Below are 25,846 nucleotides of genomic sequence, written 5' to 3'. Positions count from 1 at the left end.
GGGTTTTTCGTTTGTTTGGTCCCACTCAAGGAAACAAATGAAACGTTAATCGGATTTGTTCCAAGAACGACTCCGGTGAATAGCCGCGCTCTTCTTTTTGAAACGAATAAGATTCACTGCTTAAAGCCATGAGAAGCATATCCGCCTTGAAAATATGGTTAGGCTGGGGCTGCTGCCCGCTGGATAATGCAATTTCGTCGAAAAGCTCGACCAACAGCTGCTGCAATTCGAGATACAGAGGACTCTGCGTTCGAGCTCGATTTCGATTCGTTGAAGCGGAATCCTCAACGCCTTTAAGCAATTGGGATTTCTTCTCCCTGAAAGCCATAAACAACTCTAGAAGACCATTTAATCTTTGGCTTGGCGGTGCTGAGCGGTTTTCCTGCATATACGCTTCAATATTTTCGAAGAGGAGAACGATGTTCTCTTTCATTAAATCCAGACACAGCTCACCCTTGTTGCGATAGCGGCGATAGAGCGTACCTGGACCGATCTGTGCTTCTGCGGCAATCTGGTTCATACTAACTTGTTCGACGCCATTCTGATCGAATAAGCGATAAGCCGCTTCCAAGATGCGCTGGCGATTCTCCGCAGCGTCGCGGCGTTCCGTACGAGGGGGTGTTTCTGAATCAAACATGATCATCATCACTTCCTATTCGTTATCTTGACAAGTGGAGAGGTCTCCGTTTATCATAAATGGAGAGGTCTCCGTTTAATAGTATCATAAGGAATAGGAGTGTTCAATACATGCCGAATAACGACAAAAGCTCTTTGTTGATCATGGATTTACAGAATGGTATCGCCTCTCGTTTCGCAGAAGAGGATCTGATTCCGTTCCAGAAAGCGATCGAAGCTGCACGCAAGAACGACATCCCGGTTATCTATGTGCGAATTGCGTTTCGTGAAGGTTACCCTGAGCTTAACCCGCGCAATAATATGGCGGCAAGAATTTCGCAATACGGCGGCATGACGACCACAGATATTGCGACGCAAATTCATGACTCTGTAAAGCCCGAGCCAGGTGAGCCTATCGTTACGAAGCTGCGCGTCAGCGCATTCTCCGGCAGCGATCTGGAGATCATCCTCCGGTCCCTTCAAATTGACACCTTGATTCTTACTGGAATTGCTACAAGCGGTGTCGTTCTGTCGACTTTGCGAGAAGCGGCGGATCGTGATTATCAGCTGAAAGTTCTTGCAGATGCTTGCCTGGATGGTGATCCCGAGGTGCATCGGGTTCTCGTTGAGAAGGTATTCCCTCGTCAAGCAGAAGTTCTGACGACAGAGGCTTGGATCCATTCTTTAGGAGCACAATAAGAAACAAACACAGCAGCAGGAAGATGGAAAGAAGGCTGGTTTCGATGCCAATTTGGAAAAGAAATTTAATTGTTTGCTGGTTTGGCATGTTTGTAACAGGCGTGGGCATGAGTCAGATTGCGCCTGTTTTGCCGCTTTTTATCCAACATCTAGGTGTAAGTCAATCGAGTTTAATTGCCCAATATTCGGGCATTGCCTTTGGGATTACTTTTATTATTTCCGCTATTTTCTCACCTATTTGGGGGGCAGCGGCGGACAGATTTGGGCGGAAACCCATGTTATTGCGAGCAAGTTTAGGGATGGCTCTCGTGATTGGCAGCATGGGCTTTGCCCCCAATGTGTATGTGTTGATCGGGCTGCGATTGTTGCAGGGCATAATAACCGGGTATGGGACGGCCTGCACCACGTTAATTGCTACGCAAACAGAGAAGGACCACGCAGGTTACGCATTAGCTACCTTGTCAACGGCAAGCATTGCAGGTTCATTGCTAGGACCCCTCATAGGCGGATTTCTCGTAGAGAATTTCGGCATGCAAAATGTCTTTTTTATCACAGGTGGGCTGATGCTGCTTGCTTTCATTACGACGGCCATGTTCGTGAAAGAAACATTCACGCGCGAAGACAGACAAGTGCAAAGTGCCAAGGAAATTTGGACGCTTATTCCTGAGAAGAGCCTGACGATAACGATGTTTGTTACCTTTTTTATTTTAACCGTGGCGCTTTATTCCGTTGAACCGATTCTCACGGTCTATATTTCCCAGCTGACCGATCATCTTAACCATGTAGCTTTGATTGCGGGGCTTACATTCTCAGCATCGGGATTGGCGAATATCTTTGCTGCACCAAGGCTGGGAAAGCTGTCCGATCGCATAGGGGCGCACAAAGTGATGTTGATTTCACTGATTGCGGCTGGCATCATTTTCATTCCTCAAGCTTTCGTAACCAATCCCTGGGAGCTGATGATTCTTCGCTTTTTGTTAGGGCTCACGGCAGCAGGTTTGACCCCCACGGTCAATATATTGATCAAGAAAATCACACCTTCCGCGATAACCGGCAGAGTTTTCGGTTTTACCATGTCGGCAGGTTATTTAGGCGTTTTTGCAGGTGCTATTTTAGGCGGACAGGTAGCGGCTTGGTTAGGCAGTAGATATGTATTTCTCGTCACGGGTGCCTTGCTGCTGATCAATGCGGGCTGGGTCTATTTTAACGTGTATAAAAAGATTCAGGCCAGAAGAAAACTGACAATTATCCAGTAAAATTGAGTAATCAAAGGGGTTTGTTCTTATGAAGATTAAATGGTTTGGTCATTCATCTTTCCTGCTGACTTCTGAATCGGGAACGAGAATTCTCATCGATCCGTACTATAAATTTCTTGGTTATCGCATGCCGGTTCCGATTGAATCCGATATAGTTGTCGTTACGCACGATCATGCTGATCACAACAAAGTGCAAGCTGCTTCGGGTGATTATTTGCTGGTGAAGGAGCAGAAATCATATAGCCGCGGCGATGTGAGCATCGACGGATTCAAGACGTTCCACGACAAGGTGAATGGCAAAAAACGAGGGCCTAATCTTATTTTTCGATTCAAAATAGATGGACTGACGATCTGTCATTGTGGTGATCTGGGACATCTTCTTACCGAGGAGCAAGTCCGGGAAATCGGCAAAGTGGACATTCTCATCGTTCCTGTAGGTGGAAAAATGACGCTTGACGGCGCGGAGGCTGTTCAAGTGATGCACCAATTGCAGGCGACTGTTGCCATCCCGATGCATTATCGTACAAAAGCATTAGGCATTCTCGGAAGACTTGTTTTTGCAAAGGTAGATAAGTTTATTGAGGCTGCGGGAACGCACAGGACAGATGTGAAGACTTTGCAAGTGTCAAAGGAAAACCTCACTCAATTCGCAGGCATCGTAACGATGCAGTATGAAGGGTAGCCACATAAAAACAAACTGAAAAAGTGAAAGTTTATAATTACCAGGAACGAATGATTTCTCTATAGCTTATGAACTTAAAAGTCGCACCGTTGCGGCTTTTTTTGTTCTAAAAAGAATCAATTTTCGAAATAAAATATTCCATTGAGTTTTAAACTCATTTTTCCTAGAATTGGTTAAAACATACGCCATAGGTTAGCGAAGAAGCAGGAGGGAGGGAGTTTTCCAATGCTTGCACGATCGCTTGTAGACGATTAACGGGGACAAGTAAGGTGGACATTTTTTAGTTGAGTGGACTATTTAAAGGTAAGACAAGAAAAGTCCACAAAACCAAAAACTTTTGAATGTTTTAATGTAAGCGCATTCTATATACTACCTATGTAAAAATTCAGTGTTTTATAACCATATCCATAATCCTCAGAGCTATTTCCTATCCTTCTATGTAAAGATCCACTACCACATCAAGTCAACATTCACTTGGATTGCTGTACTTAAGCATGAACAAACATCTACGTTGGCAAGCTACAACTACCCACATCCATCGCTATGTGCATTAAAGGAATTTTTTATAATTTTAGCAAAAATAAGGTTAAAGTATTACTGCAGGAGAGGAGGTTCTGCTCTCGAGAAGGGGGAATTTACTTTGGCTGCTACCAGGAAAGAGAATCAGCATGTGGCGCTGTGGAAAGGATTATCGATCGTATCGATTGTGTTGTTTATTACGACGTTATTGATTGTCTTCCTATATAAAGGGCGTGACATACCTGTTGCCACTGTAGATGGTGTAAAAATTAGCCAAGATCAGCTATATAAAGCGCTTGTCGATTACGAAGGTCCGAAAATACTGGAGAAACTCATTTTAGAGGACTTAATTATGAAAGAGTCCAAAGCGGAGGGGGTGGTTGTGACCGAAAGTGAGTTTCAAGCCTCCTTCGATAAAGTCCGAACTTCTTATGCCACGGAAGATGAATTTGTGGAAAATCTCAAGAAGGACGGTTATACGTAGCAATCACTGCGTACGGAGCTCAGAACTCAGTTGTATATTCGTAAACTGCTGGAGCCTCGCGTGACGGTTGACGACAATGAAGTAAAAGCGCATTATGCAGAGCACATGTCGCATGATACGGCGTCCAATACTAAAAGTGAAGCGCAAGTTATTGCTGAAATTCGAGATGAATTGGTGAATAAAGAAATTCTTGATCTCATGGAGCCCTGGTTTGAAGAACTTCGCTCCAAAGCTAATATTGCGATATCGTTACCGGGGATCCAAATGATTTCCCCAAAAGGAGGAAGCTAAACAACAATGATAACCTACTCATTGAAGCGAACGGTTTCTATTGTTAATATTCTTGTTATTTTTGCCGTGAATTTGCTGCTTGGTTTTACGGATATCACGCCTACTGCTCATGCTGCTGGAACGACGGACGGATTAATTGCGTGGTATAAGTTTGATGATGTGAGCGGAAATGTGATTAAAGATGCTTCAGGAAAAGGCAACAATTCAACAGCAGCAGGAGAAACGTATAGCTTTACGGATTGGGAGCAGGGGAAAGCGATTAGCTTGAGCGGTGGAACGAGTGCATCGGGTGCTAATGTCAAACTGCCAAACGGGATACTAAATGGTGTTACCAATTTTACAATATCAACCTGGGTGAATATGCGTGCGACAACGAGTTACATGCGTATTTTCGATTTTGGTTCCGGCAACACGACCAGCTACATGTATTTAACGCCTACCGGGAATAACGACGGAGCAAAAGGCCTGGCTTTCGGTATTACGACGAGCGGTTGGTCCAATGAAGAGAAGGCGCAAAAAGGCACTGCATTAACGACAAATATTTGGAAACATGTAACTGTTGTTTTAAATGGGCATACGGTTACTCTTTATGAAAATGGGTTGAAGGTCGGGGAGAACACCTCGTTGACTTTGAATCCATCCAGTCTTGGCGCAACGACGGCGAACTATATTGGGAAAGGCCAATTTGCTGATCCGACAATCAACGCTTTGTTCTCCGATTTTCGTATTTATAATAGAGCGCTGGATGCTTCCGAGGTTGCCGGGTTAATCAATAAGCCGGACAGCGAATTAGTGGCAGCTGATATGGCCGCCCTTCTTGCAGGAGTTAACCTTAGAACAGTAGACACAGATCTCTCATTAATAACCAAAGGGCCGTACGGTTCCGATATTACATGGCAATCCAGCAATACAAATGTGATTGCGAAGGATGGCAAAGTCACTCGTCCTGCTCCAGGTCAGTCGGACGCAGCCGTTACGTTAACGGCAACTGTGACGAAAGGAGCAGCACACGATTCTAAAGTTTTCGAAGCTGTTGTTCTCGCTCAATTATCCGACCAACAGAAACTGCAGTTAGATAAGGATGCTATTAGTTTGGGGAACATTAGCGCAGTGACCAAGAATTTGGATTTGCCAACGGAAGGACGCAACGGTTCTGTTATTACTTGGCAATCTAGCAATACCAGTGTGATCGGTCATGATGGTACGGTCATTCGACCAACGCCTCGGTCAGGCAATGCTGTAGTGAATCTGACAGCCACGATTAAAAACGGGAACGCGAGTGATACGAAAACCTTCATCGTGACGGTGTTGGAAGAACCATTCGTGTTGACATTAAGCAGTATTGAAGACGTAAATGTCGATACGGTTATTGGCACGGCGCCAGTCCTGCCGAGTAGTGTCATTGCGGTCTATAATGACGAGGAAACGACAAGACAGCTGAGCGTAAAATGGGATGATATGAACCCGGCGGATTATGCGGCTGAAGGTTCTTTCACCGTGCAAGGGACGGTTGAAGGAACGGGCATCAAAGCTGTTGCCCACATTAAAGTGAGAACACTGAGCTTCCATTCAGAGTTCAATATGAGCAGTTTGCAGGGCAGCCAAACGCTTACGGCTACTGTAACAGGGACGAATAAGGGCAGTGCAGCTGTTTCTTCTTTGGTAACGCTAGCGCTTTATGATGCTGCCGGTAAATTGGTCGACAAATCACAAGTGAGCAAAAGTGTGACGCATGGTGCACCTGTCACCTTATCCACAAACCTTACTTTACCTGCTAATGTAACAGGTTATACAGCCAAAGTACTTGTCTGGGATGGCACGGATTTGCAAACTTCCCATTTGCAGCCTCTTAGTGGCGCAGCAGAATTGACAAGCGCACCAGGGGTTCCTGTAGGAATGACAACGTCCCCGTCATCGACTATTCCACAAATTGAGATTGCATGGCAGCCATCTCCTGAGGCAGCAAGCTATGACCTGGAAGTGGACGGCACAACCATTAGTAATATCACAAGTCCATTTATCCATCAGGGATTGCTCTATGGCTCCAAGCATACCTATGCGGTGAGAGCTAAGAACACCTCAGGTGTCAGTGCGTGGAGTAAATCCATCAGCGCAGACGTGACCTCAACGCCGGGTGAGGCCAACCTTGTCGTACAGCCATTTGGTTTAAGTGATGTGACATTGCAGGACAGTATTTTTACAAAGCTAAGAGACAGTGAATATTTGTATCTGGATGGATACAACTTGGATAAATTGCTGTATGCCTTCCGGGCAGCTGCGGGGCTTGATACCAAAGGAGCCACAGCAATGGGAGGCTGGGATTCGGCAGCGGGCAAATTAAGAGGTCACTCGACGGGGCATTTCTTGTCTGCTTTTGCTCAAGCTTATGCCAGCAGCGGCGAGGCGAAATGGAAAACGAAAATCGACTACATGATCGATGAATTAGCGAAAGTTCAGGATGCATTGGCCACTCAACCTAATAGTATGGAGAAATCGAATCTCGGAAAAAGCAATCCTGCTTTAGTAGGGAATAACTCTCCAGGATATCTTAGTGCCTATGGCGAATGGCAATTCATTTTATTAGAGAATGGTGCTATGTACAACGGTACCGAGACTGATTTTAATACGATCTGGGCTCCATACTACACATTGCACAAAATCATGGCGGGCTTACTGGACAGTTACAAGGCTACTGGAAATGCTAAAGCTTTGAGCATCCTAGTGAAAATGTCGGATTGGGTGGATGGCCGATTGAGCAAATTGCCGCAAACCACATTAAACAGCATGTGGGGCAGATACATCGCCGGCGAGTTTGGCGGCATGAACGAAACTTTAGCAGAGATTAGTGCAATTACAGGGAACAGCAAATATTTAGCAACAGCCAAACTGTTTGATAATTCAAAGTTATTTACGCCAACAGCAAATAATCAAGACACATTAAACGGCATTCACGCTAACCAGCATATACCACAAATTATTGGAGCTTTGAAAGTATACGATCAAACGAATGACCCTTCCTACTATAAAGTAGCTCAAAATTTCTGGGGCATGGTGACGAATCATCGTCAATTCAGTAATGGCGGCAGTGGTGTAGGCGAGTTGTTCAAGGAATCGGACAAAATTGCTTCCTACATTCTGGAAGGCGGCACCAGCAAAAACAGTCAAGCCGAGGATTGTGCAACATATAACATGCTGAAACTAACTAGAGAGTTATTCTTCCACAATCCGGATGCCAAATATATGGACTATTATGAGCGAGGGCTGTATAACGGTATTCTTCCTTCCAAAGATCAAAGCGCTTCCAACAATGGTGTTGTTTACTTCATGCCATTAGGTCCGGGAAGCACGAAGGGATACGGCCGTACCAGCTTTACCTGCTGTGCAGGAACGGGCTTGGAAAGCCAAACCAAATACCAAGACTCCATTTATTTCCGCTCCAGCGATAAGAAATCTTTATACGTCAATTTGTATATGCCATCCACCTTGAATTGGGCTGAAAAAGGAATATCCGTTGTGCAAACAACGAACTTCCCAAGTGAGGAAGGCAGTACGCTTACTGTAAAAGGCAGCGGTCAGCTGGATATTAAGCTTCGCGTACCTTACTGGGCTGTTAAAGTCTTCACAGTCAAGGTAAATGGGGTTGAGCAAACGATTACGGCAACACCAAGCACGTATGTCACGCTAAGTAAAGTATGGGCAAACAACGACAAGATTGAAATTTCCATGCCGTATAGCTTACGTGTAGAAAAAACGCCGGACGATCCTGCGATGGGCAGCATATTCTATGGTCCGCTTCTCATGGTTGGCAAAAGCAGCAGCACGAAGTTTATCAACTTGAATTTGAACGAATCTGATCTTTCACAATCTATCACACCAGTGGCCGGCACACCGCTGAATTTTACAACGAACGGAGTTACGTTAGTGCCTATGTACACCGCTTATAATTTTGCCTATCATGCTTATTTCAAACTTAATCAGTAATGAGTTATCGAGAAGGAGGGGAACGTGTGTCTAAAAGAATCATTTCTGTTGTCGCAACTCTGGCAATGCTCATCTGTATGCTGGCAATTATTCCTGCGCCAAAAGCAGCAGCAGCTGGAGCAACGGCTGAGATCAATTACGTAGAAACTGCGGTAGATCAAACAACACAAAAGGTCACTTTTCATGGAGAAATCAGTCTTGGTAAGGGGAAAGATGTCACGATAATGGTCAACAATCCTCAAGGACAACTCGAGTATTTGAACCAAACCAGCAGTGGAGAAGGTGGCCATTTTACTTTTGCGTACTCGCCAAACGGTTGGTTGGGGGGGGCGTATACGTTCAAAATCGGCGGTGAAGGCGTAGCACTTCCATATGCCGGAAGCTTCCAACTCGCAAGTACGGGATCACCGTCGGCAACATTGACAGGACCATCTTCTGTCCTAGGCGGTCAGCCTGTCGACTTGAAGCTGGGAGTAAGTAATCAATCCTCTGCATTCTCTATTTTGAATGTCGTATTGAATTATGATCCGAATCTGTTGCATTTTGAAACAGTGACGGATAATGGACTTGTCTCTTTGGCGGAGACGTCGATCGGTTCGCTGAAAGAGAACTTCAAGGTGCTCGTCACAGGAGTGAAGCCGGAAAAAGGTCAAGTTTTAATCCTGATGTCCAGTATTGGATCAGGGAATGAGGTAGCCGGCGGTGATTTAATTAGCCTGCATGCAAAGGCTAACCAAGTAGCCACATCCGTCACGACGAATGTTTATGTGTCTGATGCCGCCGTATCTTCAAACGGTACTAATGTAGATCTGGATGGAGCTTCCTTGTCGCTTCAAATTCATGTTTTGGATAAAGAAGCGTTAAGCACTCTGATTGCATCGGCTCAAAGCCAGCATGATGCGGCTGTTGAGGGAACTCATATCGGTCAATATCCAAGCGGTTCCAAACAAACGTTGCAGCTCGCTATCAACGACGCGAAAGTTGTTCGTGACAATGCGGCAGCAACGGAAGCGAAAGTGCAATCAGCTCTGAGCAGCTTAGACGCAGCATTAAGAACATTCATTAACTCGGTGATCACTTCAACCGATCCTGAACCAGGTCACGCAGACAAAGAAGCCCTTGGCGCATTGCTGGTCAGCGCTCAGAGCAAGCTCGATGCTGTTGTCGTTGGTACGAAGGTTGGTCAATATGCAAGTGAATCCAAAGCGACTTTACAGGCAGCGGTTACACGTGCAAAAGCTGTATTCGATAACGCTTCCGCAACTCAAGCCCAAGTGGATGCTGCGAAAGATGAATTGGCTTCAGCGCTGCAGGTGTTCTCGAACAGCATCATTACGTTGGTGCCTGGCGCAACGAAAATTACGATTAATGACTTGTCCATGATCGCTAAGTACTACGGAACTACTTCGACAGACGCGAACTGGAGTCAAATTGAGAAAGCAGATATGAACAATTCCGGTTCGATTGACATTCAAGATCTGGCAGTAGTTGCTAGAATGATTATCGACGAGTGGCTGACGGAAGAATAAACAAATAATAAGAGGCTGTCCCAGCGGTGTAATAGCTGGGGCAGTTTTTTCTTTGCATCAACGAATCTACTCGTTCATACAGAAAAGAACCCTTCCAGCCGTTCATGACCGGAAGGGTTCTTTTTATTTCAATGCAAGAGAATCTTTTGTCATTTCTTTATTGCCGGTATCCATATAGACAGGTATCGCTTCACCACGTGCTGCACGCAGCAATTGTCCGATAATATAATCGCCCCATACTTGTTCATTCTGAGAGATAACAGAGGTAATTTGACCGTTGATAAGGGCTTGTTTCACATTGGGCATCATCCCGAAGGACAGAGCATTCCGCTTCAAGCCTTTGGCTTTCCATAACAGGATCGAAGCCGAGCTGGATAAAATATCAAGCGTAATGAGCGTGTCAAAGTGCGGGTGGTCATCGATCATACGCTCCATGTCAGACAGTGCCTTGTCGGAGGAGCCCTCATTATATCCCACTTCAAGCACTTGAATAGCCGTATTACGAGTCAAGTAGTCGAGCATGCCGGAAAGCCGGTTTTTCTGAATAGGTGTATTAGATATGCCTGATTCAACAAGCACCATGCCTTTGCCTTTCATGAGCTTGCTGACGACTTCACCCATTAAAGCCCCGCCTTTGTAATGATCTGGACCAATATAGGAAAGGCGGCGGCTTAAGGGGGCGTCGGTTTCGAAACAAACAACAGGAATACCGGCTTCCACAGCTTTATTGATTGCAGGAACAAGTGCATCTGGGTCAATAGGAGCAATCGCAATACCGTCTACCTTTTGTTTTATCATGGTTTCCATCATGCGTATCTGCTGTTCTAAACTAATCTCTTCCGGCGCTTTGACAATTAACTGAACGGAATTGGAAGCAGCCGTCTTCTCGGCAAGTTGCGTAATGACTTCATAAAAAGAATGCGCCATTGGATATATAATCCCGAATGTATATGCGGGAGGACGTTCACTCTTTTGTGGTGAAGGGGTTACCGTAGCGAATAAGGAACCAGGTGAAGAATTAGCATCCGAACAGCCCACGGTTGTAAATAGTGAGAAAAACACGAACAAGAGAAGGGATTTCTTAAGAGTAACTGACAAAGCCCTTATGCTCCTCTCTCTCAGAAGCAGGCAGGTCTTTGCTCAGCTGGCCGCTTTTGCGAAATTCTCTTGTTGTCATACCCGTTACTCGCTTAAACAGGTTTGAAAAGTAATGAGCATCGTTATAGCCAACAAGGAAGGCAATCTCATAGGATTTGGCCTGCGTCGTCTGAAGCAGTTCCATCGCTTTGCGAATTCTTGTTTGCGTTAAGTATTCGATGAAGGTTTGGCCATTTTCCTGGCTGAACACTTTACTTAAATGGCCTGAGCTTAAATTGACATGATCAGCAGCGTCTTGCAGAGAAAAATAATCTTTATCATAATGCTCGTGGATGTATTTTTTCACTTTAATCAGCATATCCCCATGTTTGTCAGATGCTTCGGAACGCCATTGCCAATATTGTTCAGCTAATCTGATTAAGTAGGTGCGCGATTCATCCAGGGTCCTTATTAATTCAATAGTTTTCTGCAATTCCTGAAGGGTCATGTCGAAGTTTGCTATGTTGGGGTAAGAATCCCTCGCTGATCGAAATACTTCCAACGTCAAATCGTTTAAAATATAGTAGCCGATAAGCGAAGAGTGCCATTCCGTATGCTGAAGAGTGGAAGCGAAAGAATGAATAAAGGTATCTGCATGTGCAGGAGAGCCGATCTTCAGAAATTCTACAAACTTTGCCCGGTCTAAGAAGAGAGACTGTTCAAAAGAACCGTTTCTGGACTCCAGCATCGCATGGCGATTCTGACGAGATAAACGGCGCCAGTGCATGTCTTCCATCGCTTCCAGGAAAGAAACATGAATGCCCTGCATCCGGTCTTGAACACTTCCGATGCCAACGGAAATCGAGTAGGAGAGATGCTCCATGGACTGATTTTGCACCTGCTGAACCGTTTCTAGTGCTTGTTTAATTTGCTCTTGCGATTCATACTTCAGTATCCATACGCATTCCGTCTTACTTCGCTTGAACACCAAGTGGTTGTTCCCTTCAAGCTTAAGATTCAACAGATGCTCGGCTTGCTTCATATCCTCAGAGATGCCATCCGGTGCAGAATCGGAAGGAGCTAGTTTGCGGAAGTCTGCGGTTACCACAACATAGTAACGGGAGAGAAGATTCAGGTTCAGTTTAGAACTCAAATGAACGGCTTCCGACGTTGTAATAAATCCGCTGCATAAATCGTTCAGCAGCTTACTTTGCGATAAACCGGTTTGCTTTTTCTCTTCCAGCTTCAATTGCTCGATCTCCAATTTCTCCAGACGCGCTGCATCGATCTTGTCGCTCACTTGACGTAGGGTTTGGAGCAAATCCGCTGAGCTGATCGGCTTCGTGCAATATTCTTCTACGCCCAAACGCAGAGCTGTTCGCGCATATTCGAAATCCCCATGCCCGCTCAAGATGACAATCTTGATATCCGGTGAATTTCTCCTAACAAAGGAACTGAGTTCCAAGCCATCCATGAAGGGCATCTTAATGTCCGTAATGAGAATATCAGGCTGATACTGTTCGATCATCGGCAGCGCAACTTCACCGTCGGAAGCATCACCACAGTAAATAAATCCCTCTTGTTCCCATTGGATCGTATCACGAATCGTTTCGCGAATTAAAATTTCATCGTCAACTAGCAGTACTTTTTTCATGGCATGTTACCTCCTGTCAGGGGGATTCGAATGGAAACGGTCGTTCCCTCGTTTTGAATACTGTCGATCCTTACACCATATTTGTCCCCGTAATATAGTTTAATTCTTTGTTGTACATTATGCAGGCCGAACCCTCCGGATACTTCATTGCCGGTTTGCTCTGGAAGTTGATCGTTCGCTAAATACTCACGCATCTGTTCAAGCTTCTCCGGCGACATTCCGATCCCGTCATCTTCCACCGTCAGTACAATATCTTCCTCGTTCTCTATCAGGCCGCTGATGCGAATCATGCCTTTCCTTCGCTTGTTTTTTAAACCGTGATATAAAGCGTTTTCTACAATGGGCTGCAGGATCATTTTCAAGATCGGATACGGGTTTAACCGGGAGTCAATCTGAATCTCATAATCCAAAATATCGCGGTAGCGCATTTGTTGAATGACTAAATAACTATGCACGTGCTCGACTTCTTTATTAATGATAATCCAGTCTCTGCCTTTGCTTAAAGAAATTCGGAACAGCTTGGATAGTGATTGCACCAACTGAATGACTTGATTATTCTTGCCCGCTTCTGCCATCCAAACGATGGAATCCAGTGTGTTGTACAAGAAGTGGGGATTAATTTGCGCTTGCAAAGCTCGTAATTCCGATTTTTTAATTTCCTCTTGCTCCTTAATGCTTTGTTCGAGCAGTTTGCGGATTTTGCTAAGCATGATGTTAAAGCTTTTACCCAATAAGGCCACTTCATCATTGCCTTTGGGAACGACTTTGGCTTCCAGGTATCCGGAAGCGGCAAGCTGCATTTTACTTTTTAAAAGGTGAAGAGGGTGGATCAAGCGGTTTGAAATGAAAAAATGAAGGGATACGGCAAAGATAAAACTTAACACAACCGTAATGATGATGAGCTGTCGAATCGAATTTGCTTCTTCAACAATTTCTTGAAGCGGCACGTAGCCTACGATACTCCAGCCTGTCATCAGCGAAGGAGCTACGTAGACGAATTTCGGTTTGCCTTCGGTTGAGTCGATGTAATTCGTGTCAGTTCCGTTAAGAATGTGTGTTAAGTCTGAGGGGAGCGGAAGTTTGACAGTTGCTTTTAACGTTGATGGCTTAAAGATAGGGGTGCCCGATGAATCGACAACAAAGTAGAACCCTGTCTGACCGATCGTAACGTTATCGCAAAATTGTGTGACCACTTTATCATCGACGTCAATGACGATAAAGCCAATGACTTCGTGTGTAATTTGTTGTTTCACAGCGGCCATAATAGAAATCACATTCGTGTTGCTATACTGAAAACCGTCGATTCTGTCCAGCGTTGAGGCTTCGGAAGGAGGGACAATCAAGACCTCATCCGGATTTTTAGTCAAATGAGTCAAGTGCTGGTTGCGCAGTGGATTTTTCTCAAGCTGGAACAACCCCTTCCTCTCACTAATGCCACGGCCGTACAAGTTAATCATGGTTATATTGAGAACGCTATCATATTGGTACGTTTGCCTGTAGGAATCCATGGTTCTTAGGATTTGTTTGGTATCCTCGTATGTATCTTCTTGGGAGAATAAGAATCGAAGCACTTGTGTGTTTTTGCTAATCTCAAGCAGCTTTCTCGTATCAATAAATTGCGTATCCAGATCACGGGCAAGCTGATCTGCGGAAAGCATGGCGGCTGCTTTACTGTTATTGAAAACCGTTTTAAATGATTTCTGGTAGGAGATAAGTCCAACCGCAATCAGAGGAATACAAGTCAGAATGATAAACATGGTGAGCAATTTGGTTTGCAAGCTCGAGGAAATCCATTGGATTAATCTCATAAATGGTTAAGTAACCTTTCTAATGCGGAGATAGTTGCCTCTATCTTACTATAACAAATTGTGTTGCATGCGGAAATGGTAACGTATACATACAACCACAAATAACAATTTACTCTTATAAAAACAAACTTTTCTCGAAAAAGTCAGGGTAAATCACTAAAAAATTTACAAGAAATGAGCGTGAAACTCCGTATAAAAGGCACGTGAAAGCGTTTTATAATGAGGTCACACCGAACAAGAGGTGAACGATGGGGAGGAAAAAACATGATTATTACGAAAAAAATGGGGGTTCTCGTTGTGGCTTCCTGTCTAATGCTGCTTTCAGCAGCTTGCGGGAACAGCGCTACCACAGGATCAAGCACAACGGCTCCAGCAGCAAACGCAGGAGCTACTGCAGCGCCAGCAACACCGGCGGCAGGGAAGAAAATCTCGCTTGGTTTTGCTCAGGTTGGAGCGGAAAGCGGATGGCGAACAGCGAATACGAAGTCGATTCAGGATTCAGCCAAAGACGCCGGTTTTGATTTGAAATTCTCCGATGCACAGCAGAAGCAAGAGAATCAAATCAAAGCTATTCGTACTTACATTCAACAAAAAGTGGACGTTATTGCTTTCTCGCCGGTTGTTGAGTCCGGTTGGGATACGGTGTTGAAAGAAGCAAAGGACGCAAAAATCCCGGTCATTCTGACAGACCGTGCGGTTGATTCCAAGGATACCTCTTTGTATGTAACTTTTATTGGCTCTGATTTCGTAGAAGAAGGCAAGAAAGCAGGCAAATGGGTTGCCGATAAGTTCAAGGATGCGAAGGAAGATGTGAACATAGTTGAGCTTCAAGGAACAACAGGTTCCGCTCCGGCTAATGATCGCAAAGCCGGTTTTGCTGAAGAGATCAAAGGAAACTCTCACTTGAAAGTCATTGCCTCGCAAACAGGCGATTTCACTCGGGCAAAAGGAAAAGAAGTTATGCAGGCGTTCCTGAAAGCTCATAAAGATATCGATGTACTATATGCCCATAATGACGATATGGCGCTTGGAGCCATTCAAGCGATTGAAGCAGCTGGCCTCAAACCAGGTCAAGACATTACCATTATTTCCGTAGATGCGGTTAAAGACGGTATGACAGCTGCAAGCGAAGGTAAAATCAACTTTATCGTAGAATGTAACCCATTACTTGGACCTCAATTGATGCAAGCTGTCAATGATGTGATTGCCGGCAAGCAAATCGAGAAACGTATCGTAACCAAAGAGGGCGTGTTTACTTCGGAAGACGCGAAGAAAGTTCTTGCTGACCGCCAGTATTAACAACTAAAGAGAAAAGAAGAAAGCCACTCCATACAAGTAGCCGGTGGAGTGGCTTTTCTCTATATGGAGAGGAGTCCTTCGATGAGTGAACGTCAGCCGATCTTGCAAATGTCGGATATTCACAAACAATTTCCAGGTGTCAAAGCGCTGTCAGGTGTTAACTTCCAGTTGTTCCCCGGTGAAGTTCACGCTCTGATGGGAGAGAACGGGGCTGGAAAATCAACCTTGATTAAAGTTCTCACCGGTGTATATGCCATTGACCAAGGTTACGTAGAAATGGATCAGAAACCTATCAAGATCAACAGTCCTTTGGATGCGCAGCATGCGGGTATCAGCACGGTGTACCAGGAGGTCAACCTGTGTCCGAACCTTTCTGTAGCGGAAAATATGTTTATTGGCCGCGAGCCACGTCGCTTCGGTCGTATTTTATGGAAGAAAATGAACCTGGATGCTGTGGATCTGCTGAAGAAAAGAATGAACTTGGAAATTGATGTGACACTGCCTTTGCATCACTATTCGGTCGCTGTGCAGCAATTAATTGCGATTGCGAGAGCTGTCAGTATTTCCGCTAAGGTGCTTATCTTGGATGAGCCTACGTCCAGTCTGGACCGAGGAGAAGTTATGCAGCTATTTACCGTCATGACGAGACTGAAAAAGGAAGGCTTAGCGATTCTATTTGTGACGCATTTTATTGATCAAGTGTATGAAATCTCAGATCGAATAACCATTCTTCGTAATGGAGAATTTGTTGGAGAGTATATGGCTGAGAAGCTCTCCCGCATAGATTTGGTTTCCAAGATGATTGGCAAGGACCTGCATGTGCTGGAGGAACTTCCGAAAAGCGCGAACGTTCAAAGAATGAAAGCGGAGGCATTAATTGAGGCATATTCACTGGGGAAAAAGGGCTCCATTGAAGCCACGGATTTGACCATTCATAAGGGTGAAATCATTGGTTTGGCAGGGCTTCTGGGATCCGGAAGAACCGAGTTTGCGAGGTTGCTCTTTGCAGCGGATCGCGCCGATTCCGGTAAGCTGAAGTTCACGAATTCGGATGATCCGATCCACTCACCGAGGCAAGCGATTGACCAGGGCATCGCTTTCTGCTCCGAGAACCGCAAAACGGAAGGCATCATTGACGATTTGACCATTCGGGAAAATATCATCCTTGCCCTGCAGGCAACTCGTGGCTGGTTCAATACAATTCCCCGCAAGCGGCAGAATGAAATTGCGGACGAATATATCCGCGCTTTGAATATTAACCCGCCGAATCCGGAACATCTTATCAAAAATTTGAGCGGTGGCAATCAGCAGAAAGTATTGCTTGCCAGATGGCTGCTCATGAATCCTAAGCTATTAATCTTGGATGAGCCAACTCGGGGTATCGACATCGGGGCCAAAGCGGAAATTCAGAAGCTTGTCCTCTCCTTGTCTCAAAAGGGCATGTCCGTGCTCTTCATTTCTTCCGAGCTCGAAGAAGTGCTTCGCGTCAGCGAACGTATCGCCGTACTGCGGGACCGTAAGAAAGTGATGGAGATGTCTGGCGAAGACATGAGTCAACGTAATGTCATGAAAGCGATAGCGGGAGGCTGAGGAACATGGTTAAGCATCATTTGTTTTGGCCGGTAAGCGTGTTAGCCGTGCTGCTTGTGTTCAATTTCATTTATTCGCCCAGTTTCTTCTCGATTCAAATGAAGGATGGGCACTTATATGGAAGTTTAATTGATATTTTGAATTTCGGATCTCCGCTCATTCTCGTGGCTATAGGAATGACCTTGGTCATTGCAACGAAAGGCATTGATCTTTCCGTTGGCTCGGTGGTGGCCATTTCCGGTGCGCTGTCTTGTCTAACCATTAGCAAAAGCAGTGATCAGAACGGCGTAGGCGTACTCCTGCTGTCGCTTGCGATTTCACTCGTGTTATCGCTGCTGCTCGGTTTGTGGAACGGCTTCCTGGTTGCGAACGCGGGCATTCAACCGATTATCGCTACGTTGATCCTGATGGTCGCCGGACGAGGGATTGCCCAGCTGATCACGGGAGGGCAAATCATCACCATCACGAGCTCAACGTACAAATATATTGGCGCAGGTTCTCTAGCCACTTTGCCGTTCTCCATCTTTCTGGTTGCTATCGTGTTTGCTGCAGCAGCTGTATTGACGCGCAAAACAGCGCTCGGACTGTTTATTGAATCGGTCGGCTGCAAACCAACAGCGAGCCGATTAGCGGGCATCCGCTCTCGTACGGTTATGCTCGCTGTCTATATGTTCTGCGGCATATGTGCGGGAATTGCCGGTTTGATCTTGAGCTCGAACGTGTCCAGCGCTGACGGCAACAACGCTGGTTTGTGGTACGAGCTGGACGCGATTCTTGCCGTCGTCATCGGCGGTACGTCGCTGAATGGGGGAAGATTTTACTTAACCGGTACGCTGATCGGAGCACTTATCATTCAAACGCTGACCACTACGATCTATATGATTGGTGTTCCGCCTGAAATTACGCTGGTCGTGAAAGCTTTTGTCGTGCTGGCTGTCTGCTTAATTCAATCTGAGGCCTTCCGCCAATCCATCGTTACCCGCTGGAAGAGTCGCCATTATCCGGCCGAACGGGAGGTCAAAAGCCATGTTGCTTAATCGTAAATATATTCCAATCTATGTAACGATCTGTTTATTCGCCTTGATGTATATCGCAGGTTCTTTCCGGTACGCAGGTTTTTTCTCCCTGCAGGTTCTGCTGAATCTGCTTATCGATAATGCCTTTTTATTGATAACGGCTGTGGGGATGACCTTCGTCATTGTTTCCGGCGGGATCGATCTATCGGTCGGTTCTGTAATCGCCTTAACAACCATGATCTCGGCTTCGCTGGTGCAGGCAGGCTGGTCTCCCGTCCTTGTTATTCCGCTTGTACTCCTCTTAGGCGCGCTGTTCGGGTGGGGAATGGGAGCTATCATCTACTATTTCAAAATCCAACCTTTCATCGTCACGTTGGCCGGGATGTTCTTAGCACGAGGGTTATGTTATGTGATCAGCATTAACACAATTACCATCGATAACCCGATATACACGAGCATAGCCCAGACTAAAATTCCGCTGCCTGGCGGCAACTTTATTTCGATCAGCGTCATCATCGCTTTGCTTGTTGTTGCAATAGGCATGTACATTGCTCATTATACGCGCTTCGGACGCAATGCATATGCCATTGGAGGGAGCGAGCAGTCGACGATCCTGATGGGCTTGCCTGTTGCTAGAACGAAGATGGGCGTATATGCGTTCAGTGGTTTCTGTTCTGCGTTAGCTGGTGTAGTATTCACATTCTACATGCTTTCTGGCTATGGCTTGCATGCCATGGGGATGGAGTTGGATACCATCGCTGCTGTTGTGATTGGCGGTACGCTTCTGACAGGGGGAGTTGGTTATATCGCTGGCACCTTCTTTGGGGTTCTGATCCAAGGGGTGATTCAGACAATCGTAAGTTTCGAGGGAACACTTAGTTCGTGGTGGACGAAAATTGCGATCGGCATGCTGCTTTGTTTATTTATTTTACTTCAAAAGGCATTAAGTGAACGGAATTGGTTTACCAGAAAAAGCATGTAATCGGTTTTACCCGAGGCTTTGAAGGGCAATGAACAATTGTCTAGCAAAGTCTTTTTGCTTGCATATTGTTACTTTATTGAAAGCGTTTTATAATACAACCAAAGGAAATGGAAGGAAATTTCTGCTAAAAGGGGATTCCAATGCTGGGAAGATCATTCCGCTCATTAATGAAAAGCAAATTGTTGATTATTCTGTTTTTGGGCATGATTTTAATTCTATACATGTTTGATTCTATGCATAATTCCTCCACCGGTTTTCCATCCAGCGAGGAGAAAACAGCTGTTAAAAACGTGGTGAATCACAGTGACCAAGATCAGGGGCTCGTTCGTCCGATCGTACTGGGATTCTCACAGTTGGGATCAGAAAGCGCATGGCGGAATGCGAACACGATATCTATTCGAGAAGCAGCGGAGGAAGCAGGCATCGAGCTGCATTTTGAGGATGCGGATCAATCGCAATCCAAGCAATTTGAAGCGATTCGGACTTTTATCAAACAAAAAGTAGATGTGATCGCGATCGCACCTGTTATCGAGTCAGGCTGGGAACCGATCTTAAAAGAGATCAAACAAGCTGGCATTCCGTTAATTATTCTGGACCGATTAGTAAATGTAAGTGATCCTTCCTTATACGTGACTTATATCGGCTCAGATTTTTACGAAGAGGGCAGAAAAGCCGGGAAATACGTGATTGATAAAATGAACAGCCGAAAAGATACCGTCGGCATCGTTGAGCTTGTCGGCACGGAAGGGTCGACCCCCTCGATTGCCAGAGGGAAAGGATTTCGCGATGTCATTAAGGAACATGAGAACTTTAAGATTTTAAAAAGTGAATCAGCCGATTTTACGTTTGCGCAGGGGAAGCAAGTCATGAAGTCCATTCTTAATACGATGAGTCATGAAATTAATGTTTTGTATTCACATAATGACGATATGGCTATAGGCGCCATCGAGGCGATTGAGGAGTTCGGACTTCGTCCCGGAAAGGATATTATCATTATTTCTGTAGATGGCACGAACAAAGCATTTGAGAAAATGGCTGAGGGCAAAATTAATAGTGTCGTGGAATGCAATCCTTTGCTAGGTCCTAACTTGATGCAAGCTGTCAACGAACTTATGCAAGGACGGAGCTTGCCGAAAAGAATTGTAACCCCTGAGAGCGTTTTTACGGAGACGATGGCATTGGAGGAGGTTGGCAAAAGGAAATACTGACCTCATACCTATATTGACTATTGGGGATGTAGTTGTATAATACATATATTAACAATAATTGCACTATACAATCATTTCCATAATAACCATTCGTATGCAGTGGAAAGGGGAGATGAAGTGACGAGCAGCTCATCCGGCCGATCGGCGTTCTGGTTCATTATTTTAGCTGTCTTTTTCGGGAACTTTATGTCGATTCTCAGCTCGACCACAATCAACGTGGCATTCCCGATATTTATGAAAGACTTTGACGCTGAGCTCGGCAAGGTTCAGTGGATGATTACCGGATTTTTGCTCGCTACGGGAGTTGTTGCTCCGATTGTGGGCTATTTCGGTGACCGATTCAGCTATAAACGGTTGTATATTTTCGCACTGTCGGGGTTTACGCTGTTTTCTGCCCTTTGCACGGTAGCTTGGAGCATTGATTCACTCATCCTTTTCCGAATCCTGCAAGGCGTATTCAGCGGTTTAATTATTCCAACGACACTGACAATGATTTATCAATTTATCGAAAAAGACAGACAGCCGTTCGCAATGAGCTTATGGAGCTTGTCCTCCATGCTGGCGCCGGCATTCGGACCGACCTTGGGAGGTTTGCTAACGGAATATTTCGGCTGGCAGTCGTTATTTCTGCTTAATTTGCCTCTCGGAATTGCAGCTGTCGCCGTGGCGTTCAAATGCCTGCCTTATCATAGTATCAACACATCGAAGACGTTTGATTTTCCGGGATTTATTACCGTTCTGCTCAGCAGCTCCTTTATTATTCTTTCGTTTACCGAAGGGAACGGCTGGGGATGGACCGATTGGAAAACACTCGTCTGTTTGCTTGTTGGGACTTCGGCGCTTATTTATTTTATCCGCAGGGAGCTGCGTCTGGCTAATCCGCTGCTTAACCTTAGCGTGTTTCGAACGAACCGCTTTACGTACAGTTTGATCATCAACTGTATCATTACGGCTTCGTTATACTCGGGCACTCTATTGATTCCCGTATTTGTGCAAGACGTCCAGCATTCGACCCCGCTGGTTACAGCTCTCGTGCTGCTGCCCGGTTCGCTCGTCATGGCGCTTTGTTCCCCTGTAGTCGGCAAGCTCTACAGCCGAACAGGGCCTTTTCCGCTCATCATGGGCGGTGTAGCGCTGCTAATCGCGTCCAATTGGGAGTTGAGCCATATTAGTTTGCATGCTTCCCACGTGTATGTCGCGGGTTGGATGACCCTTCGTTATGTCGGGATTTCCATGGCCTTCATGCCGGTTATGAATGCAGGGATGTCGTCTATTTCAAAAGAGAGGTCGGGGCATGCCTCGTCTGTGACGAACTGGGTCAGGCAAGCAACAGGGGCGCTTTCGATTGGAGTTTTCAGCTCCCTGCTTGCTGCAAGGTCGTTTGTTCACCAGAAAGGGCTGAGTGGAGATGCGTCGTTCATCCGTGATCAGAGCATGACGTTAGCAGTTCAAGATGTGTTCTTAATTGCCGTATTTATTTGCATTGTGGCAATTCCGCTTACTTTCGTACTGAAAGAGAAACGAAATAAGCCTCAACCGGCGGTTCTTCAGGAGTAATTAATTTCAATGAATGGTACGGGTCTTAGTAAGATTTTGGATATCGAATACAATCACTTTCTATTCGTTTCTTGCTTGAACTGCGGCTTTGTAGAAGTCTATAACCCGGATGTATTGAAAGGACATAAGTCAGGTAAGTTAGGAACCATAATGGATATTTTATTTGGAGGTTAGTCTTGAATTAAGATCCTCAGCTCATTTGCTGTGGGTCTTTTTTTGTAATCAATGATAGATTGCTCTCAAATTGGTTAAAACTGATTTCTATTACCGAAATGTGAGCGAGGCGTCAGTGTCAAGAGGTTTTCATCCGTCTCATTTTGGGTTACGATAATTGTTGGGGTATTTTTCACTAGAAGAAGTAAAGCTGCATCAGCAAATGGAGGGAAGCATACTGGAAAACTTTGCATGCTTATACATCGTACGCGGCGAACCTTATCGACCGGGCACCTGCGTGAATCTCAGTGAGGATGAAACACTGGTCGGCCGGGTATCCAATCAGTTAACTCCTGATTTAGCCTTTACGAACGCTTTTATTTCACGTGAGCATTTTGTCATCCGTAAGGAGCAGGACAAGGCTGTGCTATATGATTTAGGGAGTCGCCATGGAACTGAGATCAACGGCGTGCTGCTAACGCCACACACGCCATACACGTTGAATAATTTCGATATTATTAAGCTTTCTAAGGGGATGACCGTCATCCACTTTTCTTATATGTTTGCCGATCAAACCTTAGAATTCGAACCGCTCAGCATCACCAGTCATCTAGAAATGCCTGAACTGCCGCTTACGATTCATTGGGAAAGAAGAGAATGTGTCGTGGAGGGCAAGCGAATCCTCATGTCCGAGAAAGAATATTTACTGATTCGTGTACTGCATGATCATGCCAACCGGCTCGTTCCGCTCGAGGAAATCAAATCCAAGGTATGGCCGGAACGGTCAACGGGTGCAGAAGGCTTCTCCGATGTGACATTGGACGAACTGAATGCCCTGATCTATCGGGTGCGAAAAAAATACGGGAAAGCTACCTTTTTGATTAGCGCGGTGCGCGGTAGCGGTTATATGCTCGAAACAGAACTGAAATCGTCATAAGGAAAGAAGGGACACTTCTTGAAATATATACAGGCTGAGTATTCTGGCTCACTTAACGGAACCGTACATATTCCTGGAGCGAAAAACAGCTCCCTTGCTTTACTTGCCGCAGCTTGTCTGGCAGACAATATCGTCACATTAGAAGGCATCCCATTAATCGATGATGTCCGTATCATTGCCGAAATTGGCCGTGATATCGGATTGAAGCTGCACCAGGATGGCGGACAAGTTATCATTGATCCGCGATGGATTCACAGTTCTGTGATCGATCCAGGCAAAGCTTCGAGCTATCGGGCGTCTTATTATTTTGCAGGATCTCTACTATCCAAATTCGGCAAGGTCACCATCGGGTTGCCTGGTGGGGATGATTTTGTTTCACGGCCCATTGACCAACATATTAAAGTCTTCAAAGCGCTTGGAGCGCAGGTCCATCTCTTCAAAGATTATTACGTCGTCGAAGCTGCCGAGCTGAAAGGTGCCGACATTTTTTTCGACACCATTACTTCTGGCGCTACGATTAATGCCATGTTAGCTGCTGTGCTGGCCAAAGGGCGGACACAATTGCATAACGCAGCGATGGATCCTGAAGTTTGCGATACGGCAAATTTCCTTAATCGATTAGGCGCACGCATCTATGGTGCAGGAACGGAACATATCCGCATTGAAGGCGTCTCCTATTTGGACGGGGGAACGCACACGGTTATTCCAGACAGGCTGATTGCCGGAGCTTTTCTGATGGCAGCCGGACTTCATGGGGGACAGGTTACAGTCATGGACGTCATCCCGGAGCATCTTGGTTCATGTCTAGCGAAGTTGCAGGAAATAGGGATGCACGTGGAATGCGGCGAAAACCATATTACGGCATATGGAACGAATTCACTGAAAGCGACACGTATTCGTACAGGCATGTATCCGAGTTTCGCTACCGATTTACAGCAACCCATGACTGCACTTCTACTGCAAGCCAAGGGTAAGAGCATAGTAACAGATCGTGTCTACCCTAAGCGGCTCGCTCATGTTGCGCAGCTGCGGCGGCTCGGCGCCGAGATCGAGTTACGGCAGGAAAGTGCCTTTATTACGGGTGGACGCCCGTTGCAAGGCGGATGGGTGCATGCCTCCGATGTGCGTGCAGGCACTTGTTTGCTGATGGCGGGATTAGCGGCAGAGGGACATACATATATTACCGGTGTTGAACACATTGAGCGCGGTTATGAAGACGTTATTGGCAGCTTCAGATCCATAGGGGCCAAACTTTCGATGCATGAGCTGACCGCGCAGGAGCACCTTGACCAGATTCGTGAATCTCAATGAAGTAGATACAACCGGCAAGTCACAAACATCGCCATCGAAATTGGCGGTGTTTTTTTATTTAACTAAAACAAATGGCGTGCATTATGTTGCAAATACAACAAAAGTGTTGTACTGTTTTTACACCGCATATGAAAAATACATGAGTAGTGGAGTCAAGATGATGAAAGAAATTTTACGTGAAGTTGGAATGATTGCTCGAGCGTTAGATTCTATTAGTAATATTGAGTTTAAAAAATATGATCTTACAAAGGGTCAATATTTGTACCTTGTCCGAATCTGTGAAAATCCGGGAATTATTCAAGAAAAGTTAGCTGAAATGATAAAGGTAGACCGAACGACAGCTGCCCGTGCGATTCAAAAGCTGGAGATGAATGGATTTATTGAAAAGACGGATGATCAGAACAACCAAAAAATCAAAAAGCTTTTTCCAACAGAGAAAGGAAGAACGGTTTACCCGTATATAAAAAGGGAGAACGATTACTCCAATAATGTCGCACTGTCCGGACTCTCCGATAGTGAAATAGAAACCATTTTTAACCTACTGCAAAAAGTCAGAAAAAATGTTGAAAAAGATTGGGAGTTTGTAAAAAAAGGAAACAAGCGAAATTATTGATTTGGAAAATTGGAGGAAAACCATCATGACTACCTATATAAAGCGATGTACTTTCGAGGAACTAGGATTGCTGCAAGAAATTAGTATAGAAACATTTACAGAGACTTTCAAGGATCAAAATTCGATTGATAATATGAGAGATTACCTCGATAAAGCATTTAATTTGAAACAATTAGAAAAAGAATTGTCAAATATCTACTCAGAATTTTATGTTATTTATTCGAATGAAGAAGTGGCAGGGTATTTAAAGGTAAACATCCTCGATGCTCAGACGGAATTAATGGGAAAAGATGCTTTGGAAATCGAAAGGATTTATATACGGAAACATTTTCACAAACAGGGGCTTGGTAAATATCTTTTGAATAAAGCTATTGAAATTGCGAGGCTACGTAATAAAGAGAAGATCTGGCTAGGGGTTTGGGAACAAAACGAGAACGCAATAGCCTTTTATCAAAAAATGGATTTTGTAAAAACAGGAGCCCACTCCTTTTATATGGGGGATGATGAACAAATCGATATTATCATGACCAAAATACTTAACTAACATTTTCACTGGGAAATTTTCACTTTTTATGGTAAAGCAAG

22 protein-coding genes are annotated in these 25,846 nt (G+C 45.2%); 18 read left to right on the top strand and 4 right to left on the bottom strand.

Translation table 11 applies throughout. From position 1 onward, the window contains the following. Positions 1–25: 25 nt before the first annotated feature. Positions 26–637, bottom strand: a complete 612-nt coding sequence (locus RQP52_RS08195) for a TetR/AcrR family transcriptional regulator (RefSeq protein WP_315950736.1) — start codon at positions 635–637, stop codon at positions 26–28. Between the two features lie 110 nt (positions 638–747). On the opposite strand from RQP52_RS08195, the gene RQP52_RS08190 reads away from it, so the two are divergent. The 7 genes from RQP52_RS08190 (at position 748) to RQP52_RS08160 (ending at position 10,056) form a co-directional block, all read left to right on the top strand. Next, positions 748–1,314 carry a cysteine hydrolase family protein gene (locus RQP52_RS08190; RefSeq protein ID WP_315950735.1) on the top strand — a complete coding sequence of 189 codons (567 nt, stop codon included), beginning with the start codon at positions 748–750 and terminating at the stop codon, positions 1,312–1,314. 44 nt (positions 1,315–1,358) lie between these two features. Next, positions 1,359–2,570, top strand: a complete 1,212-nt coding sequence (locus RQP52_RS08185; protein ID WP_315950734.1) for a multidrug efflux MFS transporter — start codon at positions 1,359–1,361, stop codon at positions 2,568–2,570. Positions 2,571–2,598: 28 nt separating this feature from the next. Further along, positions 2,599–3,252: an MBL fold metallo-hydrolase gene (locus tag RQP52_RS08180; protein ID WP_315950733.1), complete on the top strand. Its 654-nt coding sequence runs from the start codon at positions 2,599–2,601 to the stop codon at positions 3,250–3,252. Positions 3,253–3,892: 640 nt separating this feature from the next. Further along, complete coding sequence (locus RQP52_RS08175) at positions 3,893–4,255, top strand: SurA N-terminal domain-containing protein (RefSeq protein ID WP_315950732.1); 363 nt, start codon at positions 3,893–3,895, stop codon at positions 4,253–4,255. A 30-nt stretch (positions 4,256–4,285) separates the two neighbouring features. Continuing rightward, positions 4,286–4,546 carry a hypothetical protein gene (locus tag RQP52_RS08170; protein ID WP_315950731.1) on the top strand — a complete coding sequence of 87 codons (261 nt, stop codon included), beginning with the start codon at positions 4,286–4,288 and terminating at the stop codon, positions 4,544–4,546. Between the two features lie 6 nt (positions 4,547–4,552). After that, complete coding sequence (locus RQP52_RS08165; RefSeq protein WP_315950730.1) at positions 4,553–8,527, top strand: beta-L-arabinofuranosidase domain-containing protein; 3,975 nt, start codon at positions 4,553–4,555, stop codon at positions 8,525–8,527. Positions 8,528–8,553: 26 nt separating this feature from the next. Further along, positions 8,554–10,056 (top strand): cohesin domain-containing protein, encoded by a 1,503-nt coding sequence (locus RQP52_RS08160; RefSeq protein WP_315950729.1) that lies wholly within the window; start codon positions 8,554–8,556, stop codon positions 10,054–10,056. 123 nt (positions 10,057–10,179) lie between these two features. Here the strand turns inward: RQP52_RS08160 and RQP52_RS08155 are convergent, their stop codons facing one another. Genes RQP52_RS08155 through RQP52_RS08145 form a run of 3 tightly spaced genes read right to left on the bottom strand, consistent with a single transcriptional unit; the run spans position 10,180 to position 14,595 of the window. Continuing rightward, complete coding sequence (locus RQP52_RS08155; protein WP_315950728.1) at positions 10,180–11,154, bottom strand: sugar ABC transporter substrate-binding protein; 975 nt, start codon at positions 11,152–11,154, stop codon at positions 10,180–10,182. After that, positions 11,138–12,787: a response regulator gene (locus RQP52_RS08150; RefSeq protein WP_315950727.1), complete on the bottom strand. Its 1,650-nt coding sequence runs from the start codon at positions 12,785–12,787 to the stop codon at positions 11,138–11,140. The genes RQP52_RS08155 and RQP52_RS08150 overlap by 17 nt, the downstream gene beginning before the upstream one ends. Then, positions 12,784–14,595 carry a sensor histidine kinase gene (locus RQP52_RS08145; RefSeq protein ID WP_315950726.1) on the bottom strand — a complete coding sequence of 604 codons (1,812 nt, stop codon included), beginning with the start codon at positions 14,593–14,595 and terminating at the stop codon, positions 12,784–12,786. Before RQP52_RS08145 ends, RQP52_RS08150 begins: the two co-directional genes overlap by 4 nt. Before the next feature lie 264 nt (positions 14,596–14,859). On the opposite strand from RQP52_RS08145, the gene RQP52_RS08140 reads away from it, so the two are divergent. The 11 genes from RQP52_RS08140 to RQP52_RS08090 all read left to right on the top strand — a co-directional run bounded on the left by RQP52_RS08140 (position 14,860) and on the right by RQP52_RS08090 (position 25,805). Next, positions 14,860–15,894: an ABC transporter substrate-binding protein gene (locus RQP52_RS08140; RefSeq protein WP_315950725.1), complete on the top strand. Its 1,035-nt coding sequence runs from the start codon at positions 14,860–14,862 to the stop codon at positions 15,892–15,894. Between the two features lie 81 nt (positions 15,895–15,975). Next, positions 15,976–17,484, top strand: a complete 1,509-nt coding sequence (locus RQP52_RS08135) for a sugar ABC transporter ATP-binding protein (RefSeq protein ID WP_315950724.1) — start codon at positions 15,976–15,978, stop codon at positions 17,482–17,484. Between the two features lie 5 nt (positions 17,485–17,489). Further along, positions 17,490–18,521, top strand: a complete 1,032-nt coding sequence (locus RQP52_RS08130) for an ABC transporter permease (RefSeq protein WP_315950723.1) — start codon at positions 17,490–17,492, stop codon at positions 18,519–18,521. Next, entirely contained in the window at positions 18,511–19,482 is a 972-nt protein-coding gene (gene yjfF, locus RQP52_RS08125; protein WP_315950722.1) for a galactofuranose ABC transporter, permease protein YjfF, read from the top strand. The genes RQP52_RS08130 and yjfF overlap by 11 nt, the downstream gene beginning before the upstream one ends. A gap of 167 nt (positions 19,483–19,649) precedes the next feature. Next, positions 19,650–20,690, top strand: a complete 1,041-nt coding sequence (locus tag RQP52_RS08120) for an ABC transporter substrate-binding protein (protein WP_315950721.1) — start codon at positions 19,650–19,652, stop codon at positions 20,688–20,690. 117 nt (positions 20,691–20,807) lie between these two features. After that, a complete protein-coding gene (locus tag RQP52_RS08115) occupies positions 20,808–22,247 on the top strand; it encodes an MDR family MFS transporter (RefSeq protein WP_315950720.1) in 1,440 nt (479 codons plus the stop codon). Positions 22,248–22,256: 9 nt separating this feature from the next. Then, the gene (locus tag RQP52_RS08110) at positions 22,257–22,421 is read left to right on the top strand and encodes a zinc ribbon domain-containing protein (protein ID WP_315950719.1); all 165 of its coding nucleotides are present in this window, start codon (positions 22,257–22,259) and stop codon (positions 22,419–22,421) included. A 202-nt stretch (positions 22,422–22,623) separates the two neighbouring features. Then, positions 22,624–23,337: an FHA domain-containing protein gene (locus RQP52_RS08105; protein ID WP_315950718.1), complete on the top strand. Its 714-nt coding sequence runs from the start codon at positions 22,624–22,626 to the stop codon at positions 23,335–23,337. A gap of 18 nt (positions 23,338–23,355) precedes the next feature. Beyond that, positions 23,356–24,648, top strand: a complete 1,293-nt coding sequence (murA, locus tag RQP52_RS08100; protein WP_315950717.1) for a UDP-N-acetylglucosamine 1-carboxyvinyltransferase — start codon at positions 23,356–23,358, stop codon at positions 24,646–24,648. A gap of 160 nt (positions 24,649–24,808) precedes the next feature. After that, positions 24,809–25,261, top strand: a complete 453-nt coding sequence (locus RQP52_RS08095; protein WP_315950716.1) for a MarR family winged helix-turn-helix transcriptional regulator — start codon at positions 24,809–24,811, stop codon at positions 25,259–25,261. A gap of 25 nt (positions 25,262–25,286) precedes the next feature. Further along, positions 25,287–25,805 carry a GNAT family N-acetyltransferase gene (locus RQP52_RS08090; protein ID WP_315950715.1) on the top strand — a complete coding sequence of 173 codons (519 nt, stop codon included), beginning with the start codon at positions 25,287–25,289 and terminating at the stop codon, positions 25,803–25,805. Positions 25,806–25,846: the final 41 nt, after the last annotated feature.

It is taken from the genome of Paenibacillus violae (genome assembly GCF_032461945.1).
Taxonomy (GTDB): domain Bacteria; phylum Bacillota; class Bacilli; order Paenibacillales; family NBRC-103111; genus Paenibacillus_E; species Paenibacillus_E violae.
Note: the sequence above shows the minus strand (reverse complement) of the source record. Positions and strands in the feature narration are given on the sequence as shown.

Bases quoted from the DNA above. Each gene is read 5' to 3' on its own strand.
- RQP52_RS08195 (WP_315950736.1), bottom strand. From the start codon at position 637: ATGTTTGATTCAGAAACACCCCCTCGTACGGAACGCCGCGACGCTGCG.
- RQP52_RS08105 (WP_315950718.1), top strand. From the start codon at position 22,624: ATGGAGGGAAGCATACTGGAAAACTTTGCATGCTTATACATCGTACGC.
- yjfF (WP_315950722.1), top strand. From the start codon at position 18,511: ATGTTGCTTAATCGTAAATATATTCCAATCTATGTAACGATCTGTTTA.
- RQP52_RS08130 (WP_315950723.1), top strand. From the start codon at position 17,490: ATGGTTAAGCATCATTTGTTTTGGCCGGTAAGCGTGTTAGCCGTGCTG.
- RQP52_RS08110 (WP_315950719.1), top strand. From the start codon at position 22,257: ATGAATGGTACGGGTCTTAGTAAGATTTTGGATATCGAATACAATCAC.
- RQP52_RS08135 (WP_315950724.1), top strand. From the start codon at position 15,976: ATGAGTGAACGTCAGCCGATCTTGCAAATGTCGGATATTCACAAACAA.
- RQP52_RS08185 (WP_315950734.1), top strand. From the start codon at position 1,359: ATGCCAATTTGGAAAAGAAATTTAATTGTTTGCTGGTTTGGCATGTTT.
- RQP52_RS08165 (WP_315950730.1), top strand. From the start codon at position 4,553: ATGATAACCTACTCATTGAAGCGAACGGTTTCTATTGTTAATATTCTT.
- RQP52_RS08140 (WP_315950725.1), top strand. From the start codon at position 14,860: ATGATTATTACGAAAAAAATGGGGGTTCTCGTTGTGGCTTCCTGTCTA.
- RQP52_RS08150 (WP_315950727.1), bottom strand. From the start codon at position 12,787: ATGAAAAAAGTACTGCTAGTTGACGATGAAATTTTAATTCGCGAAACG.
- RQP52_RS08095 (WP_315950716.1), top strand. From the start codon at position 24,809: ATGAAAGAAATTTTACGTGAAGTTGGAATGATTGCTCGAGCGTTAGAT.
- RQP52_RS08120 (WP_315950721.1), top strand. From the start codon at position 19,650: ATGAAAAGCAAATTGTTGATTATTCTGTTTTTGGGCATGATTTTAATT.
- RQP52_RS08180 (WP_315950733.1), top strand. From the start codon at position 2,599: ATGAAGATTAAATGGTTTGGTCATTCATCTTTCCTGCTGACTTCTGAA.
- RQP52_RS08090 (WP_315950715.1), top strand. From the start codon at position 25,287: ATGACTACCTATATAAAGCGATGTACTTTCGAGGAACTAGGATTGCTG.
- RQP52_RS08145 (WP_315950726.1), bottom strand. From the start codon at position 14,595: ATGAGATTAATCCAATGGATTTCCTCGAGCTTGCAAACCAAATTGCTC.
- RQP52_RS08190 (WP_315950735.1), top strand. From the start codon at position 748: ATGCCGAATAACGACAAAAGCTCTTTGTTGATCATGGATTTACAGAAT.